16 protein-coding genes are annotated in these 17,083 nt (G+C 55.5%); 2 read left to right on the plus strand and 14 right to left on the minus strand.

Going from position 1 to position 17,083, the window contains the following annotated elements; genetic code table 11:
* On the plus strand, nucleotides 1-933 hold the full coding sequence (locus tag APH41_RS00550; protein WP_034129176.1) for a phosphatidate cytidylyltransferase: 933 nt from the start codon (nucleotides 1-3) through the stop codon (nucleotides 931-933).
* A gap of 168 nt (nucleotides 934-1,101) precedes the next feature.
* Here the strand turns inward: APH41_RS00550 and APH41_RS00555 are convergent, their stop codons facing one another.
* From APH41_RS00555 to APH41_RS00595, 9 genes are all read right to left on the minus strand, one after another.
* Nucleotides 1,102-1,467: a hypothetical protein gene (locus APH41_RS00555; RefSeq protein WP_054916983.1), complete on the minus strand. Its 366-nt coding sequence runs from the start codon at nucleotides 1,465-1,467 to the stop codon at nucleotides 1,102-1,104.
* Nucleotides 1,468-1,729: 262 nt separating this feature from the next.
* Nucleotides 1,730-2,122, minus strand: coding sequence for a hypothetical protein (locus APH41_RS00560; protein WP_034115505.1), 393 nt, complete (start codon nucleotides 2,120-2,122; stop codon nucleotides 1,730-1,732).
* Between the two features lie 120 nt (nucleotides 2,123-2,242).
* On the minus strand, nucleotides 2,243-2,788 hold the full coding sequence (locus APH41_RS00565; RefSeq protein WP_034115506.1) for an arsinothricin resistance N-acetyltransferase ArsN1 family B: 546 nt from the start codon (nucleotides 2,786-2,788) through the stop codon (nucleotides 2,243-2,245).
* A 157-nt stretch (nucleotides 2,789-2,945) separates the two neighbouring features.
* Entirely contained in the window at nucleotides 2,946-3,296 is a 351-nt protein-coding gene (locus APH41_RS00570) for a copper-binding protein (RefSeq protein WP_054916984.1), read from the minus strand.
* Nucleotides 3,293-6,451 carry an efflux RND transporter permease subunit gene (locus APH41_RS00575; RefSeq protein ID WP_054916986.1) on the minus strand — a complete coding sequence of 1,053 codons (3,159 nt, stop codon included), beginning with the start codon at nucleotides 6,449-6,451 and terminating at the stop codon, nucleotides 3,293-3,295. Before APH41_RS00575 ends, APH41_RS00570 begins: the two co-directional genes overlap by 4 nt.
* Nucleotides 6,448-7,929, minus strand: a complete 1,482-nt coding sequence (locus tag APH41_RS00580; protein ID WP_054916987.1) for an efflux RND transporter periplasmic adaptor subunit — start codon at nucleotides 7,927-7,929, stop codon at nucleotides 6,448-6,450. The genes APH41_RS00575 and APH41_RS00580 overlap by 4 nt, the downstream gene beginning before the upstream one ends.
* Nucleotides 7,926-9,182 (minus strand): TolC family protein, encoded by a 1,257-nt coding sequence (locus APH41_RS00585; RefSeq protein ID WP_054916989.1) that lies wholly within the window; start codon nucleotides 9,180-9,182, stop codon nucleotides 7,926-7,928. The genes APH41_RS00580 and APH41_RS00585 overlap by 4 nt, the downstream gene beginning before the upstream one ends.
* A gap of 100 nt (nucleotides 9,183-9,282) precedes the next feature.
* A complete protein-coding gene (locus APH41_RS00590) occupies nucleotides 9,283-9,624 on the minus strand; it encodes a hypothetical protein (protein WP_054916990.1) in 342 nt (113 codons plus the stop codon).
* Between the two features lie 287 nt (nucleotides 9,625-9,911).
* Nucleotides 9,912-10,589, minus strand: a complete 678-nt coding sequence (locus APH41_RS00595; protein WP_236170285.1) for an antitoxin Xre/MbcA/ParS toxin-binding domain-containing protein — start codon at nucleotides 10,587-10,589, stop codon at nucleotides 9,912-9,914.
* A gap of 88 nt (nucleotides 10,590-10,677) precedes the next feature.
* Between APH41_RS00595 and APH41_RS00600 the strand changes: the two genes are divergently transcribed.
* Nucleotides 10,678-11,226, plus strand: coding sequence for a 3'-5' exonuclease (locus tag APH41_RS00600; RefSeq protein WP_054916991.1), 549 nt, complete (start codon nucleotides 10,678-10,680; stop codon nucleotides 11,224-11,226).
* 28 nt (nucleotides 11,227-11,254) lie between these two features.
* Here the strand turns inward: APH41_RS00600 and APH41_RS00605 are convergent, their stop codons facing one another.
* From APH41_RS00605 to APH41_RS00625, 5 genes are all read right to left on the minus strand, one after another.
* Nucleotides 11,255-11,737 (minus strand): Mov34/MPN/PAD-1 family protein, encoded by a 483-nt coding sequence (locus tag APH41_RS00605; RefSeq protein WP_019816998.1) that lies wholly within the window; start codon nucleotides 11,735-11,737, stop codon nucleotides 11,255-11,257.
* Entirely contained in the window at nucleotides 11,734-13,518 is a 1,785-nt protein-coding gene (locus APH41_RS00610) for a ThiF family adenylyltransferase (protein WP_019816997.1), read from the minus strand. The genes APH41_RS00605 and APH41_RS00610 overlap by 4 nt, the downstream gene beginning before the upstream one ends.
* Nucleotides 13,502-14,752 (minus strand): nucleotidyltransferase, encoded by a 1,251-nt coding sequence (locus APH41_RS00615; protein ID WP_019816996.1) that lies wholly within the window; start codon nucleotides 14,750-14,752, stop codon nucleotides 13,502-13,504. Before APH41_RS00615 ends, APH41_RS00610 begins: the two co-directional genes overlap by 17 nt.
* A complete protein-coding gene (locus APH41_RS00620) occupies nucleotides 14,753-15,919 on the minus strand; it encodes an SAVED domain-containing protein (protein WP_019816995.1) in 1,167 nt (388 codons plus the stop codon). It lies immediately after the preceding gene.
* Between the two features lie 356 nt (nucleotides 15,920-16,275).
* On the minus strand, nucleotides 16,276-17,083 hold an 808-nt coding region (locus tag APH41_RS00625), incomplete at its 5' end, for a sterol desaturase family protein (RefSeq protein ID WP_054916998.1).

Consider the following 17,083-nt stretch of genomic DNA (forward strand, 5'->3'; position numbering starts at 1 on the left):
ATGGATAGCCAAACCCTGATGTTATTTGGCGGCATCGGCGCGATCCTGGTCATCGCCTCGCTGATCGGCCTGATCCTCAAGCTGCGCACCCGTGGCAGCCCGAATGCCGTGATCGACAACCTCAACGCCCGCATCAACGCCTGGTGGGTGATGGTGGTGGTGATCGGCATCGCGTTCTGGCTCGGCACCGGCGCGGTGATCCTGCTGTTCTACGCGGTGTCGTTCTACGCCCTGCGCGAGTTCCTCACCCTCACGCCCACCCGACGCAGCGACTACCCGGCCCTGGTGGCCGCGTTCTACCTGGCCCTGCCGCTGCAATACCTGCTGATCTACGCCGACTGGTACGGGCTGTTCTCGATCTTCATCCCGGTGTACGTGTTCCTGCTGCTGCCGATCCTCGCCTCCCTGGGCGGCGACAGTACGCACTTTCTGGAACGGGCATCGAAGGTGCAATGGGGGCTGATGATCGCCGTGTTCTGCGTGTCTTTCGTCCCGGCACTACTGACCTTGGACATACCGGGCTACGAAGGCCGCAACCTGCTGCTGATCGCCTATCTGGTGATCGTGGTGCAACTGTCGGATGTATTGCAGTACGTGTGCGGCAAGCTGTTCGGCAAACGCAAGATCGCGCCCAACCTGTCGCCGTCGAAAACCGTGGAAGGATTTGTGGGCGGAATTCTGCTGTCCTCCTTGATCGGCGCGGCGCTGTGGTGGACCACACCGTTCAATCCCTGGCAGTCGTTTCTGATCGCGCTGCTGATCAACTTGCTGGGGTTTGCGGGAGGGATTGTGATGTCGGCGATCAAGCGTGACCGCGGTGTGAAGGACTGGGGGCACATGATCGAAGGACACGGCGGGATGTTGGATCGGCTGGATTCGGTGTGCTTTGCGGCGCCGATCTTCTTTCATCTCGTGCGCTACTGGTGGACCTGACCCACCCCTTTCTCAAACCCGATGGAGATCAAAATGTGGCAGCTGGCTTGCCTGCGAAAGCGGTAGTGCAGTAACAGATGCAGCGACTGACACGCCGCCTTCGCGGGCAGGCCCGCTCCCACAGGGGATATGCGCCTACCTGTAGGTTTTATGGTGCTTTCAATGCCTCTAGCCAATGATCTCGATATAACTAGACTCTCCGCCTCCGGTCGCACCCGATAGCCAGCCCCAAACGAAACTCAGGGTAGTGCGCCCTGCGTGATCAACACCTAACGTGCCTCGTGACCACCCTGCGAGCAGCTCCCCGTCCAGGGTGACGCACTGATAAAGCAGCTCGATAGTATCTGGGCCGGTCACCCGCCCGACCTGCGTTCCCAGGCGAATTCGGCCCCCCTGATAAATGCTCGAAATCACCCCGTCTTCGACTTTGTAATGAAACACGGTGCCGGTACCGGACAAGCCTTGCGCGTTATTCGCGACCACAAACCGACGATTGTGCAGACGTGCGTGGACGGTAGCAGAAGGGCTTTGCATCAATACGCATCCTTGAATTGAGCGAATCCAGAACGAAAAAAAGGGGCTGTTTAAAACAGCCCCTTGGTTAACAACAACATAGTTTGACACAGCACCTCGCGTAAATCGGGGTCTGTACGACGACTCGGGGTAGAGACAACAGCAATATAGACTGACACAGATGGGCTGAGCTTCAAATACAGGGTCCGGCTTTTCACAACATAGTTTGACACGAACAGTTAATGTAAGCAGTCATGAAGGGGGATCGCATAAGCTGAGGCCTTCAACACAAGCTCAATGCGATGTTTAGGTCTGTGCTCACCCTACGGCCGGCGCCCATAAGCACATAAACCGTATTTTTCGTCTCAAATAAGCACGCGTGAGTGAAGGAAACCCCCAACGTTGTTCTGACCCAATCGCCAGGTTGGAAGCGGCCTCTGCTGTCTTGGATAACGGTTAAAGCGTAAACCAGAGCAGGGATTAGCTCTCTATCGACGATCGCTTGCCGCTGAGACGTTGTGACGTCGAGGTCCAATATCGCCCATTCAGAAACAAGACAATAGGCACGGAAAGGAAAATGCAGATTGGCGAGTGCCACAGCATCTGAATTGGCGAGTTGGCACCCGCCTATTTCCTCACCTGCGGAAAGCACTGAGATAAAATCAGCCAAATTCATCCGTTCCTCCAGTCGATCAATACACCGACTCGAACGAGAATCATCAATCAGCATAGCTCCAAGTGAACCGCCTGGTTTCAATGCCGACGAATAGCAGCAATGTCATCTCACCCTTCACCTTTACACTCCCTCTACCTCAATGAACGGGATGATTTCTTTAGGCGGCGTCACCGCACACAGCGGTTTGCGCCAGTAGCCCACGCTATGCCACTGGCTGTGCTTGTACCCAACTTCGGGGTAGGTGCCGATGTGGGTAAATCCGAGCGCTTCATGGATACCTATGCTTCCTGCGTTAGGTAAGGCAATGCCGGCATAGGCTGCATGAAACCCCTGTTTTTCGAGGAGCGGTAGAAGTCGCTGATAAAGCGCACGACCAAGTCCTTTTCTGTGTACCGCAGGGTCGATATAGACGGTGACGTCTACCGACCAGCGATAAGCTTCCCTGGCTCGATGCTGACCTGCGTAAGCGTATCCAACGACCTTGCCTTCTACCTCTGCTACCAGAAAGGGATATATCTGCAGTGTTGCGGCTATTCGTGCTGCCATCTCATCAACCGTCGGTGGTATCAACTCGAACGAGATGACTGTGTCCAAAACCATTGGCGCATAGATGGCCTGGACGGCAGATGCGTCATCAGATGTCGCAACCCTCACTTTGTAGTTCATGTCTTTCTTTGCTGCTCCGTAAAGAATCGTGTTTGAAGGGCTGCCACTTGCCGGGTTTTCAGCCCTTTAGAATGTCGCGTTAGATCCGTGAGCTTCGCTTGGAACAGCGCGGTTACCAGCGTGACGATGCGTGCAGGTAACCGACAGCATTAGTAACTCATTTTTTTATGGAAACAATCGTTCCTTTACCTCCTTCGACCCGAAAGGTGAATGACACACGATCTCCTACCTTCAACCCTGCCAATTGGTCATCCGACACGGAAAAGGCCATGGTCATCGGCGGCCATTGAACAGCTGGGACGGCACCGTGAGCGAGTGTCACGGTATGCTTCGCAGGATCAATGGCCTTGATCGTGCCCTCGGCATCGGCGACAGCCATCTGCTTTGATTCCTGCTTCATTTCCATGCCTTCCATACCGTCCATTTTCATTGCTGACGTGTCTTGTGCATGGGCAGCGAAAGAGAGCACAACCGCAGTGCTGGCAACTGTAATAAGGGTCAGTTTCATACGACATTTCCTTTCAGAGTTACGGGTTTGCTAGGTAGATTTCGACGACGCATTAAGCGATAGGCCGCCGGGATGACAAACAGGGAAAGCAAGGGCGCAGTTACCATGCCGCCGACCATTGGCGCGGCAATTCGGCTCATCACTTCGCTGCCGGTACCACTGCCCAACAGTATGGGCAACAGGCCCGCGATGATGACAGCCACAGTCATAGCTTTGGGACGCACCCGCTGCACAGCGCCTTCACGAATCGACGCCACTAGTGCATGTTCAGAGTTATCGCCAAGGTCCACACGTTCAGCCCAAGCATTCTTCAGGTAGAGCAGCATGATCACGCCGAACTCTGCAGAAACCCCGGCCAGTGCGATGAAGCCGACCCCCGTTGCCACCGACAGATTGAAACCGAGCAAATAGAGGAACCATGCCCCTCCGGTGAGAGCAAAAGGGAGTGTGGCCATGATCAACAGGGCCTCATCGAATCGAGCAAATGTCAGGTAAAGCAGCACGAAGATGATCAATAGCGTGGCCGGTACGACCAGCTTTAGTCGTGCGTTAGCTCTTTCGAGAAACTCGAACTGCCCCGAGTAGCTCAGGCTCATACCAGGCTGCAACTTGACCTGTTGATTGACGACCTGACGAAGATCGGCGACCACGGAGGCAATGTCCCGACCACGCACATCGATGTATACCCAGCCCGAAGGCCGCGCGTTCTCGCTCTTGAGCATTGGTGGACCGTCAGTGATTTTTATTTTTGCCACAGTACCGAGGGTGATCTGGATGCCTGACGATGTGTAAATGGGCAATTGTTCCAAGGCTCCCGGTGAGTCACGCCACTCTCGCGGATAACGGACGCTGATCGGAAAACGTGCGAGCCCCTCAATGGTCTCCCCGATATTTTCGCCTCCGATAGCACCAGCCACGATGGACTGCACATCAGCGATATTCATGCCGTAGCGGGCGGCTGCATTACGATCGATATCCACATCGATGTAGCGGCCACCGGTCAGGCGCTCGGCCAACGCGGAGCTGACACCGGGCACATTTTTGGCTGCCTTTTCAACCGCCTGGGTGACCGAATCGATTTCCGTCAGGTTAGTGCCGGCAACTTTCACCCCGATGGGACTTTTGATCCCTGTGGCCAGCATGTCGATGCGGTTGCGAATCGGGGGTATCCAAATATTGGTCAAGCCAGGCACGCGTACCACGCGGTCCAGCTCCTCCACCAATTTTTCCTGGGTCATGCCTGGGCGCCATTGCTCATGCGGTTTGAACTGAATCGTGGTTTCAAACATTTCCAACGGCGCTGGATCAGTAGCGGTCTCAGCACGACCGGCCTTGCCGAAAACGTGTTCAACTTCAGGGACTGTTTTGATTAGGCGATCGGTCTGTTGCAGCAGTTGTGCAGCCTTCTGCACCGACAACCCCGGCAGGGCTGAAGGCATGTAGAGCAGATCCCCTTCGTCCAGTGGTGGAAGGAACTCCCCACCCAAGCGAAACATTGGCCATAGCGCACTGACAAATACCAACAGCGCCACCAGCAGAGTAGTTTTCGGACGGCGCAGAACTGCGTCCAACGCGGGTTGGTAGATCCGTATCAACCAGCGGTTTAAAGGGTTATGTTGCTCACTCGGAATTCGTCCCCGAATCCAATAACCCATCAGCACCGGCACCAACGTCACCGACAATCCCGCCGCTGCCGCCATGGCGTAGGTCTTGGTAAACGCCAGTGGGCCAAACAATCTTCCTTCCTGAGCCTCCAATGTGAACACCGGAATGAACGACAGCGTGATGATCAACAGACAAAAGAAAAGCGCGGGGCCGACCTCGGCCGCTGCATCGGTCATCACATGCCAATGCTGCTCACCCTTCAACTCCTGCCCAGGATGAGAGGTGTGCCAGAATTCTATTTTCTTGTGTGCATTTTCAATCATCACCACTGCGGCATCGACCATGGCACCGATAGCGATAGCGATCCCACCCAAGGACATGATGTTGGCGTTGATGCCCTGGTACCGCATGACAATGAATGCAATCAACACCCCCACAGGTAGCGAAATGATTGCCACCAAGGATGAGCGCAGGTGCCAGAGGAAGATCCCGCACACCAGGGCAACGACGATGAACTCTTCCAGCAGCTTGTAACTGAGGTTGTCTATTGCGCGGTCGATCAGCTTGCTGCGATCGTAGGTTGTTACGATTTCTACGCCTGCTGGGAGACTGCTTTTCAACTCATCCAGTTTGCTCTTCACCGCCGTAATGGTCTCGCGAGCATTCTTACCGCTGCGCAAAATCACTACGCCACCGACGGTCTCGCCTTCCCCGTCAAGTTCAGTGATGCCTCGTCTCATTTCCGGCCCAAGCTGAATCGTGGCGACATCGCCAAGGCTTACAGGCACACCGCCTGATTCCAACTTCAGCGGGATCGTCCGAAAATCGTTGAGCGTCTTTAGATAACCCGAAGCTCGCACGATAAACTCGGTTTCGGCCATTTCCAGCACAGCACCACCGGTTTCCTGATTGGCCTTGCCGATGGCTTCAGTCACCTGTGCCTGAGTGATCCCGAGATTGGCCATCTTGAGCGGATCGAGCTGTACTTGGTATTGCTTGACCATGCCGCCCACGGTGGCCACTTCCGCAACATTGGGCAGCGTCTTGAGTTCAAACTTCAGGAACCAATCTTGAAGCGCACGAAGTTGCGCGAGATCGTGCCCACCAGTGCGATCCACCAGTGCGTACTGATAGATCCAGCCCACTCCCGTTGCGTCCGGCCCCAATGCGGGCTTTGCGCTGGCTGGCAACCGGCTTTGTATTTGACTCAAATACTCCAGCACCCGAGAGCGAGCCCAGTACAAGTCGGTACCATCTTCGAACAGCACGTAAACAAAGCTGTCGCCGAAGAAGGAATACCCGCGCACGGTCTTGGCTCCAGGTACTGAAAGCATGGTGGTGGCCAGCGGATAGGTGACCTGATTCTCGACAATCTGCGGTGCTTGTCCCGGATAAGGGGTACGGATGATCACCTGTACATCGGAGAGATCCGGTAGTGCATCGATTGGTGTGTTCTGAACTGACCAGATGCCCCAAGCTGTGACGAAAAGTGTCGCCAACAGCACCAAAAAGCGGTTGGCAACAGACCAACGGATGAGGGCAGCGATCATGGCTGACCTCCCGTTTTATCTAGACGTTCGACACGCAATCCATCGTCGGTTTGGCTCACCGCGACCCGAACCTTGTCGCCCGTTTTCAGACCCTGAATCAGGGTAGGATTGGCAAGTGGAAACGTCATCGTCATGCCCGGCATGCCCAGTGTCTTGAAGGGGCCGTGGGCGAGTGTGACTTCTTTATCGTCGATTTCGACGATCTGCCCGTCCGCCTCATGCAGACCTGAGGCTGCTGCGATACGGGGTGGTACGTCTGCTGAACTGGCCACGATACCCTTTAAACTGGCCTCCGAATCGAGCAGAAATTGGCCCGAGGTAACTACCTTCTGACCTTCATCCAGACCTTTAACAATTACTGTCTTGCCACTGCTTTCCTGCCCGAGCTGCACTTCAACGGGGCGATATCGGCCAGCATCTTCGGCTAGCATCACCAAGGCACGTCGACCGGTGCGAATGACGGCCTCGCTCGGCACCCACACCACACCCTGCTCAGTTGAGCTGCTCAAGCGCACTTGCGCCGTCAAACCGGGCTTTAGGCGACCGTCTGGATTGGGTAGTTCGACCCGTACGCGCAGGGTGCGGCTATCCGCATTGGTGTCCGGCAGAATTGTGCTGACAGTGCCATTGACCTTGGTCCCAGGGAAGGCCGGCAACTGCGCCTCGACCTTTTGCCCCTCGGCGATGGTACCCGCGTCGGATTCAGGAACGGACACCGCCAGCCAGACACTGCTCAGACCATTGACCCGCGCCAGTGTCTCGCCTGCCGCGACGGTCATGCCTATGCGCAGGTTGAGCTCTTGCAGCACCCCGCCAATCGGGCTGGTCAAAGTCAGATAAGGTTGGACCTTACCGCTACGTTCGACCTGGGCAATCACTCCCGGCGGCATTCCACTAAGCAGTAAGCGCTGCCGCGCAGCGGCGAGCAAGTCGCGATCACCGTTATTTTTCAGGGCCAGGAACTCAGTCTGAGCCGCCGCCCACTCGGGCACCAGAATATCCGCCAGCGCCGCATTGGCTTTGAGCAGATCACCGGGTGCATGGGCGTAGACCCGCTCTACAAAGCCTGGAGTACGAGCCTGGATAACCGCAACATCCCGTTCGTTAAAGGCGAGGATGCCACTCACATCAAGGCTGGATGCAAACACTCCACGGCTGACCATCGCCGAGCGCAGACCGAGATTCTGCGCCACGCTCGGATCGATGCTGACCGTCGCTTGATCGTTGCCGCCACTGGCGTATTGCGGAACCAGCTGCATGTCCATGAACGGCGATTTACCCGGTTTGTCGAACTTCTGTTGGGGGTACATCGGGTCATACCAGTACATGGCTTTGCGTTCATTTGGTGCGTTTTGATTTTGCTCAGACGAAGCGTCCCGTACTTCGCTGACGCGTTGAAGTGCTAGCCAGTAACCACCGGCGATCCCCACTGCCATTGCAACGCCTGCCAACAAAACCCCACTCTTTTTAAGGCTCATTGGCTGGCCTCTCCATACGCAAAATACAGTCGTGCATTGATCAGTGCTCGCTGTTCCTCCACTTCGACTTGTTTGAGACGAGCCTCGATGAGTTCACGTCGGGCGGCGACAACCGCATTCAAATCGCCTTTACCGGCGCGGTAGCTGGCCATGCTGAGTTCGACTTTTTCTTTGGCCAGCGGCAGCAGACTTTGCGCATTGCGCTGGACCGCACGATTGAGCCGTTCATAGTCAGCCAGTACACTTTCCAGTTGCTCGGTATGCTCGCGTGACAAGGCTTCGCGCTCGGATTCGAGTTGGTTGACTTCGGCTTCTCGTGCGGCAATTTTTGGGTTTTGCCGGGTCTGCGGAAACAACGGCAGATCCCAGGAAAGTTGCACGCTGACCATGTCGCCGAACTGCCGATCACGGTGCTGATAATCCACCTCCCAACTCCAGTCGGACTTTTTCTCCGCCTGCGCCTCGCGCACCTTGGCTTGCGCTTCACGGGTCATCGGCCCGTACGCGGCCAGCTCGGGATGATGTTGCAGTTTATGGGGCAAGCCTGACGTATCGATCGGCCACTGCGGAAGACTTCCCGCCGGCGTTGCGTTGGCGGCCGGACCAATCCAGCGTTTCAGCGCCGCGCGCGCTTGAGCACGCTGGCGTATCAGATCGTCTTGCTGCTCGGCCAGTTGCGCCGCTTCCTGCTTCGGTGTCACGGCATCGGCCGGTTGTGCGCGACCGCCGGCAATTTGCGCGCGGACAGTGTCGCTCAGCAAGCGGTTCTCCTTGTAGAAGTCCTGGAACAGCGCGTCTTTGCGCTCTATTGAATAGCTGCTGATCCAAGCCAGCGCCGTGGCTTGGCGCACGTTCAGGCGTTCGACCTGACGCTCGGCAGCGGCACGCTCAACCCCTGCGTTCGCCACCTCGATCCGCGCCCTGCGCTTGTCACTATTGGGCATGTCTTGCCTGACCCCGACCATTTGCATGGTCATGAAGTCATCATTGACGCTCCAGCGATCTGGGCCGCCGATGGGATAGTTCTGCAGACCAGCGAGCAACTTCGGGTCAGGTAGCTCACCCGCTGGAATGGCCGCACTGCTGGCAGCCTGAATCTTTGCATCCTGTGCAGACAGCGACGGCGCGGTGTTTTCGGCCAGCCGCAAGGCCTCTTCGAGCGTCAGCGAGGTAGCGAAGCTCGGCAAGGCCAGTACGCTTGCCGCCAGACCGGCCACTAGGGACCAACCTGTGCAAAAGCACTTGGGGTTCATGTTTGCGATTCCTGCGATGATCCGCTGAGCGCTTCAAAAGGCCTGCGCACAGCCATGCCATCCCGTTAAAAACAGGATGAGGTTCAATAACGGACAGGAATCAGACGCGGGGCGGTCGCCATACACCGGATGGGGTGGACAAAGGAACGGAATCGCTGGAAAAGGCCAGCACGACGGGGCTGAGCAGAGTCACGGGCGGCTTGACGATCGAAACTTGTAGCATCCCGCCCGTCTTGCACTCCTGACCCGGTTTGCAGGGTTTCCCATGCTCGGTCGGGCTCTTCATGTCATTGCAACAATCCATGCCCATGTCGTCCATCATCGCCATGCCCGTGGCTTTCATCGGGCACGGTTCTGTCGGTGCCTGCACCCCCGCCATCCCGCTGAGGGGAAGCGCCAGGCTGATCAAGAAAATAAGACAAAACCGCAGGTAGCGTTTCATGAGGTTGGAGTGTAGCCGTCAGAATTGGCGCGAACAATTAATTAACGCTGGCTTTCAGCTAGCGCATGCGAGCCGCTTAATAACGCACGATGTAAGCCCATCAGCATTAAGCCTGCATTATTTTTTCAGTTACCTTTTGACGCAGCACGGATCAGCGCGCTATCTGAAGGTCGGCGAGAAAAATATTCAATTCTGTAGCGCCCGACTTTAATGGAGCGCGCCGCCTTAGCAATGCGTGCTGTGCTCGCATAATTACTTAGGGTTGGTTCCACTCGGCTGCGGTGGAACTAGAATGAAAGGCCCTCAGACACCTGAATCAGCATTTCTTCGACTAGATGTGTGCCAATGGTTGTAGTGACCATCGCTGATGGGCTTTCACCCAAAAAACGGGCTTTGGGCTTGGAAAGCCATTGTTTGGCCTTGCCTTTGTCACCGAAGATCACCTCGGCCAAGGCGCTGATGTGTGCAAACCGGAACAGGCGATCGCTCTCATGCAGCGTCAAGAGCTGATTGGCTGCCAACCTTGTTTTGAGCGCTTTTGGTTGAACGATTCTGTCGCGTTCTTCATTGCTAAGGGTCCCACTATCACACAGCACATGGACCAGACAGGCCGGGAATCCAGCTACTATCATGTGGTGAATGTCCAGACACGAAGCATTGACAGAGATATCAAGAAGGGCCTCCAGACGCATGCGGTAAGCATGATAGACATCCTGTCGCAGGATGCCAGCAAACATGGGCAGCACCGATGTTAAGTTGTGCATGGGCGTTAGCATTATTGTGCCATTCGCTACCGTTAGCTCCAGATCGTCCCCAATACCTAACCCCATTTGGTCAAGCAACTCTGGAGGCAGCTCAATGATGATGTCGCCAGTACCGTCCTCAGTATTCTGGCATTTGGCTACCCACCGCTCAGTTTCACTCATGATCGCCTGGCCCTCATCAAAGCCATCAGAGAATGACACACATCATTATGCTCGGGCGCAGAGCTGACCAAAGGAACGCGCAATACGCTGGTAGCGTGATCAGGCAATTACACGAAAAGGATATGACATGAACGCTGATGAGCTATACGTTTCCGTCGACGTCGAGACGTCTGGGCCTATACCAGGCGAATACAGTCTGCTTTCCATTGGAGCTTGCCTTGTAAACCAACCTGCAACGTCCATCTATCTTGAACTGCGACCTGATAGCCCAAAACACGATCCAGAAGCACTGGCAGTATCGGGGCTGAGTCTGGAAAAGCTGGAGCACGAGGGCCTCGCTCCGCGAGAGGCGATGCTGACACTTAGTGAATGGCTGAAATCGTCCTGCCAAACGGGGCAGAAGGTCATTTTCGTAGGGCTAAACGCACCGTTTGACTGGTCATTCGTCAATTACTACTTCCACAAATATTTGGAAACCAACCCCTTTGGTTTCACAGCTATCGACATGAAGGCCTACTTTATGGGCGCTGTAGGTTGCAATTGGCAGGAAACAAAATCATCCAAAATGACCGCTGCGCTGAAGCCAATCAGCGAACCCAACCATAACGCATTGGATGATGCCCGCTTTCAGGCGGAGCTCTTCGCCCTAATGTTAGCGGGTAAAGGTAACCGCTGATCCGCCTTCCACCGCACGGACTTGAAGCTCATCCGACCCAGGTTGCCTCAATGTATCTGCCGTCCCTGAATGACCAAGCCTTGATACCTTCTGGTTTTTCGGACTTGCCGACAATAACGGCTATGGGGTGCGGCAGATCCTGCGTGTAACGTGCAGCAAATTTGGAAAAACTTCCGATGTCTGCCGGAGATATCACTGGAATGGATTGGGGATGCGTATGCCAATAGCCCACTAGACGTAACCCTTGTTCGTTGGCAGCCTGGATCTCCAGACGGCATCGCTCCGCATCCAATTCTAGCCAAGACCAGCCTGACCGATCAGCGCGATGAGGCAACGTGGCCGAGGCCAGCAGCAACCCTTTGGGATCAACCGGATTGACGAATAACTGTCCCCCTCGCTCCACGCCAAAAAGGCCCTGCCGATGACTATTCAAGATGTCCGCGACAGCTTGGGACACCAATAGCTCGGAATTAACTTCCGGCCATCGCCAGCGCCACGCAATATCCGTCATACCGTTTCGTCCTTATCTTCCGGCCATCCGCGCTCGAGTAAAATTTGCTGCGCCCCCTCTGGCAGTTCGGGCCCATGGTATTGGCCTCCCAGGCTCGGCACATCTTCAGGCCTGTAGATACTGCTGACCCAAGATGCAGTGGCAATGTTGCCGGTCAATGCGCGTAAGGCCGTGTGCGAAACCATAGAGGCGATATTGGTCATCCCCAGCGAGCCGCCTGGGATAAAGCTCTCCCCACAAGCGGGCAATGGAACCACACCCCCTCCCGGCCACTCTGTAAATTTATGCAAGAAATCGCCGACGTCCGTGAATAGATGACGGCCATCAAAGGTGCCGGCTGGTGCGAATAGCGCATGGCCTACCTGGGTGTACGGTTCGCTCCAGGCTTGTAAGACCCCCCAAGGAACGCCGCTGGATTTGGCTCGCCATACAGTGACCTCCGACTGCCAGTCTGCTGTCGTGATCACCACCAGATCTGCATTATCGAACACTTCTGGTTTGCTGCTCATCACCACTTCGGCGAATGTCGAATAAGCGGTGCATTCTGTCGTCGGGAGATCTAACAGAATCTTGTCCCTCAACGCTGACGCTTTCAATCTCCCTAGGCTATCCGCTCCCAGAACATGCCTTCCCAGATTGGCTGACACCAAGGTGTCAGGATCGATGAGGGTAAGGTGGCCAACACCGGATCGTGCCAACTGTATTGCCACCGCACTGCCTAGCGAGCCAACACCAACGCAAACTACCCGAGCATTTTCAAGGCGCTGTGCAGTGCCGCTTTTATCGCGGGACAGAATGGACGCTCGATCAAGCACGTCCAGGGCAGTTGCTCGGACGAGCGCCGGAGGATGTGCATTTGCGATCGCTGGCCTGCGGCGCGCTGTACGCAAGCCAAACTTTGCCCCCCGCTCCTGCTGTACGCCAAGCGAGCGTACATTGAGGCAATAAGTTGGAGAATCCGTCCCCCCTGGAAGCTCTAGAACAATCCATCGACTTGCCAACGTTCCATGCTGCTCAAACCATGCCAGCAATTGCTCGGCATCGTCTGGTTGAAGATGTGGTGTTAGCCACAGCATTAGATCTTCTGGATCCGGGGTGCGGATATCCGGATAGGTCTGAAGCTTGACGTAAAAACCGGGAGTTTCGGCCGCGCGAATGACAGCGGAGCGCCCGACAACCCGTCGGTAATGCCCTTTGAGTGCAGCTACGTTCGATGCTAGCCAAACCGTTTCCTGTCCGGATGGCACAGCCCGGCGCGGATCGCTGAGCGCAAACAATTGCGAGGCGGCCTGGGGTCGATCCAAAAGTAAGAGGTTCTGGAATGACTGACCGTGCTGGAAAGACCAGTAGGTAGTGATCTCATTCTGAAATTCGATATCGCGCGTTGCCTGGCTTGATCCCATCTTGGACAACGAAACGATCTGGGCTAGGCGATTAAGGCTGTCCTCTACAACGACCTCCGGGGAGCCCATAATGGGGCGTTCCTGAAAGCCATGAAGGCAAAGCCCCGACTTGGTGGCATGCGGCCAGACCAGCCACGGAGAGGGTTCGACGTTCAGTCGCAAAAGCCCACGGGGGAAGTTGGAGGGAAAACCAATACGCAGTCGCCGCTCCTGGCCCGTGTAATCGATGGGCAAGGGAAAGTGAAAGGACGCCGCTTCGTCAGCCCGCATGGGTGCGGGCTGGAGCAATGCATCGGCAGCATCCTGACCTAGGGTATTTCGCAGTGCGGCGATTCCGCGCTGCAATGGCGTCGTAATAGGATCAGCCAAGGCGTCCAACTGGCTTTACGCTCGACTGAGAGGTTCCGCCACCGCTGGCTCCTCCGAAGAGCGAACCCATCGAAGCAGAGTTTCGAGTAGTGCCATCCGGTCGGCCGGGCATGGTCCAATTCGCAGGGATCTCATTGTTCACTGCCGAAATGAATGCCGGTGCAATACCGAAATTCTTTTTCACTGCTTCTGCAAAGGAATCATTGGATTCAAAACTTTCCAAACCCAATGATACGGATGCACTGGCGTCCGCATGCCACTTGGCAAATGCTTGTCGATAGCCTTGCCCCTCGCCTGGTCGATTCCACTTTTCTGCAAAGTTTTCGCCGTTATCGGCAGGGTTGCAGACAAAGCAATCGTTACCTCTATGCGCGATGTGCTGCGGCATTCTACGAACGATTTCCAAAATTGCATCGAGCGGAGCCAAAGGCTTCGACTGTGATTCCTTCACGACATCCAGGTATGCGTGAGTGGCCAAAGTGGTTATGACAGCGGATATGGGGCGAGTATCAGCGCTCCTTGTGTTGATGGCCCATTCATCGCGATGCCGCTTGAGCAGCTTTATGGTCGCACGCAGGGGATCTTGATCGATGTAATCCTGATAATGCGGCAAAGGATCTTGTGTCGCGGCATCGAGCATCCGCTGGCTTTTGGCAACTACCAAGCTTTCCAGAGAAATTTCCTGGGCAGAGGCAACCTGTAACCAATTCGAGTACGGGATAGGGCTGCTTGCTTTCCACCCTGTGACCCGATCCGGAACCTCCAGTTTACCCTCGCCGTTGGCTTCGCCATTTCCGTTGATCGCACGTGCGGGGGTGACATCGATGTGGAAGCCTGGATTCTCGTCGGCATAAACAATCCGGATGCCACGTCGTAATTGCTTAACTTCTTCCTGAACGCGGGAGCCTTCCCTAAAACGCTGCTCAATCGCTTCTAGAACTTCCTTCGCACTAGCGCCTTGAGCGTGAGGGAGCCAGATAATCGCGTCCGCATCAATGGTGTCCAGATCCGCAGGCGCACCGGGGATTGGCTTGATGGTCGTTTTCAGCCGCATCGAGCCTTGAACGAAGATATGGGCCTCAGCGAGGAGCGGGTTGTCGGAGGCCGAGAGGATTTTTTCCAGTTGGGAGTAGCGGTCATTGATTTTCTGGTACTGCGCTTCCGACAGCGAGATTTCCCGCGCGGCGCGAAGCAGAAAATATTCCCAACTGCTGCGCTTGGTCTGTTCGTTGCTCAACAGCATTTACCTAGCCTCCTGGGCCATCGAGCCCAATTGCAGTGTTTGCGTAAACCGATCTTGGTTTTCTTTGTCCCGATCAAAGATCAGGTACGTATGTTGATGCTGCGTTGTGAGCAACGCACCAAACTCGATGGCCAATGCCGCAGGAATAGCGGCGAAGACGTGGATAGGTTCAGGAGTCAGAGCTTCAAGCTGGCTCAGCCGTATTTGAAGTGCGTCACGAAAGGCATGAATCACCCGACGGTTCTGTACCATCGCATAGCTTGGTTCTGGGATCGACAGCTCTGCAATACGTGCACCGGGCAGAGCGTCGGTCACGTCGCGAACCGGGACTTGCGCAGAAATGGAGAGCACAAGCGCCAGTGGCCCGTCGCCGTCGGAGGGAGGTGTAAACAAAAAAGCGGGCGGCTCAGCGGACTGATCGGGCCAGCGCAACCGATGCTCGCGGTGGAAGGAGAAGATCAAGCGTTTGGAACGGTCGCCGATACCCTGGCCCAACATCATCAATGCCGGGATATCGGCCAAGCCCACTACAGCTAGTGCAGGCGCATCGCCGTAGGTGCCGCCGCGACGCTTGAGTTGCTGCTCCAACTCATACTGGACACTGTCTTTGATGTTCTGCCAATAGGTCGCGTCCCTACCTCGCGGTCCGGGTGCAGGGAAAGTGATTTTAATGCCTTGATCGAAGGCCGTTAGTCCTTCAGCCGACATCGCAGTCAACAGATCGCGAACGGGAATGTCGTTGATCGTCTGGAAATGCTGACTCAGGACGATGAGAGGAATGGCTCTACCACCATCGGGGGTCGTTGCGGCGAGTCGGATGCGTTCCAGGTACGCTTGGTGTAAACCACTCAAATCATTTTCAGGATACCCGTCTGCATCACGATCAATTTTGTCATGACAACCTGGGCACAGGAGCATCAGATTAGCGGTATCGTTAGTGTGCGCCTCAGCATCATGATCCGCGCGTCCCCGAGGGCCTTTGGGACTGGCGGGCAGAATATGCGCCACTTCGCCCCATCTCATTGGCTTGCCAGCACGATAGTCGAACGTCAGATCCGTACCGCACAGTTCACAATGACCAGCGGTCTGTGTCCATACGATCCGCTTCGTCTCTTCATTTGTGTTGAAGCGCCCGCTTGCGGGCTTAGCATCTTCTTGTTCTGCCATTCCGACCTACCCCCGAGAAACATCCATGATTAAAAACGATGATGGCAAGATAAGATCATCTTAAGGCCATTTGCTTTGATTTCAAGAGCGATTCGAGGGTGATGGGCGCTGGATCGGCTTCGAACCGGACACTTTGTGACTCAGCGAAACGAAGTGATGGCCGCATTCGTTTTGGGCAAGTGCTGGGAATGGGGTGCTGAGCACAGCGTATGTATTGAAATTAGGGAATTTATGCGAAAGACATAAACTCCCTAATTTCGATACATACCTTCCTCATACCCTACGACGTTCGTCACTACACGACCCTACAACACATGGCAGTAAATGCGCGAATAGGCGTTTCGTGGTACGCAACTTCAGATCATATGGTTCTGAGGCTTGCGCCTAAACGGCGCGATTAGCTGCGCACGATAGCCTGTTGGAAAGTCTCGCTCTTTTAGCCCTACCTGCGCATCACCGAGCTTGTTTGCTGCGTCATAGAAGGTTCCAAATAGGTGATCCCAAATAAGTAAAAACTCTCCGAAGTTGACCTGGGCATCTTCGAACTCTCGCTTATGGTGCCAGCGATGTGTCTCGGCGACTCCAATCACGTTGCGTAACCAGCCCAACGAGTAGTCCAGGTTCGAATGCTGGAAGGCTAAATGAACGGTCAAGATGCTGAACCAAGTCGCGATAACGGCCGACGGCGCACCTGAGGCGAGCAGAACCACCAGCCCCGGTCCGGCCATTAGCGCCGCATGCAGCGGATGTCTGCGCTCCCCATTCATCCAATAAAGGCGATCAGCGCTGTGATGAATCATGTGCATACGCCACAGCCAATGCACCCGATGGCTGATGCGATGCATGACATACAGGCTTAAATCGAGGACGGTTGCGACCAGAACCAGCTGTAACCAGAGGGGACTCTCGCTGGGAAAAAGGCGAACTGATGCCGGCACCGCATCGCCAAGCTTGGCGAGGATTTCAGCAGTGAACTGAATGACAGAAAGGTTGACCAGCATATGCAATAAATCGGTCGAGGTGTCTTGATGATCTTCGAGCCAGGATTGACGAAAGGGTTGGAATTGCTCCAGCGCGGCGATCGTGAACAAGCTCACAATAGCGATCAGGAGTGTTGTGGGCCATGGCGGAATCCCGGTGTAAAGCGCCCAAACCATGAACGCA

Source organism: Pseudomonas sp. NBRC 111138 (assembly GCF_001320835.1).
Classification (GTDB): Bacteria; Pseudomonadota; Gammaproteobacteria; order Pseudomonadales; family Pseudomonadaceae; genus Aquipseudomonas; species Aquipseudomonas paracarnis.

What these genes read in the sequence shown, in the direction of transcription:
- APH41_RS00550 (WP_034129176.1), top strand. Translation starts at nt 1, where the DNA reads ATGGATAGCCAAACCCTGATGTTATTTGGCGGCATCGGCGCGATCCTG.
- APH41_RS00555 (WP_054916983.1), bottom strand. Translation starts at nt 1,467, where the DNA reads ATGCAAAGCCCTTCTGCTACCGTCCACGCACGTCTGCACAATCGTCGG.
- APH41_RS00560 (WP_034115505.1), bottom strand. Translation starts at nt 2,122, where the DNA reads ATGAATTTGGCTGATTTTATCTCAGTGCTTTCCGCAGGTGAGGAAATA.
- APH41_RS00565 (WP_034115506.1), bottom strand. Translation starts at nt 2,788, where the DNA reads ATGAACTACAAAGTGAGGGTTGCGACATCTGATGACGCATCTGCCGTC.
- APH41_RS00570 (WP_054916984.1), bottom strand. Translation starts at nt 3,296, where the DNA reads ATGAAACTGACCCTTATTACAGTTGCCAGCACTGCGGTTGTGCTCTCT.
- APH41_RS00575 (WP_054916986.1), bottom strand. Translation starts at nt 6,451, where the DNA reads ATGATCGCTGCCCTCATCCGTTGGTCTGTTGCCAACCGCTTTTTGGTG.
- APH41_RS00580 (WP_054916987.1), bottom strand. Translation starts at nt 7,929, where the DNA reads ATGAGCCTTAAAAAGAGTGGGGTTTTGTTGGCAGGCGTTGCAATGGCA.
- APH41_RS00585 (WP_054916989.1), bottom strand. Translation starts at nt 9,182, where the DNA reads ATGAACCCCAAGTGCTTTTGCACAGGTTGGTCCCTAGTGGCCGGTCTG.
- APH41_RS00590 (WP_054916990.1), bottom strand. Translation starts at nt 9,624, where the DNA reads ATGAAACGCTACCTGCGGTTTTGTCTTATTTTCTTGATCAGCCTGGCG.
- APH41_RS00600 (WP_054916991.1), top strand. Translation starts at nt 10,678, where the DNA reads ATGAACGCTGATGAGCTATACGTTTCCGTCGACGTCGAGACGTCTGGG.
- APH41_RS00605 (WP_019816998.1), bottom strand. Translation starts at nt 11,737, where the DNA reads ATGACGGATATTGCGTGGCGCTGGCGATGGCCGGAAGTTAATTCCGAG.
- APH41_RS00615 (WP_019816996.1), bottom strand. Translation starts at nt 14,752, where the DNA reads ATGCTGTTGAGCAACGAACAGACCAAGCGCAGCAGTTGGGAATATTTT.
- APH41_RS00620 (WP_019816995.1), bottom strand. Translation starts at nt 15,919, where the DNA reads ATGGCAGAACAAGAAGATGCTAAGCCCGCAAGCGGGCGCTTCAACACA.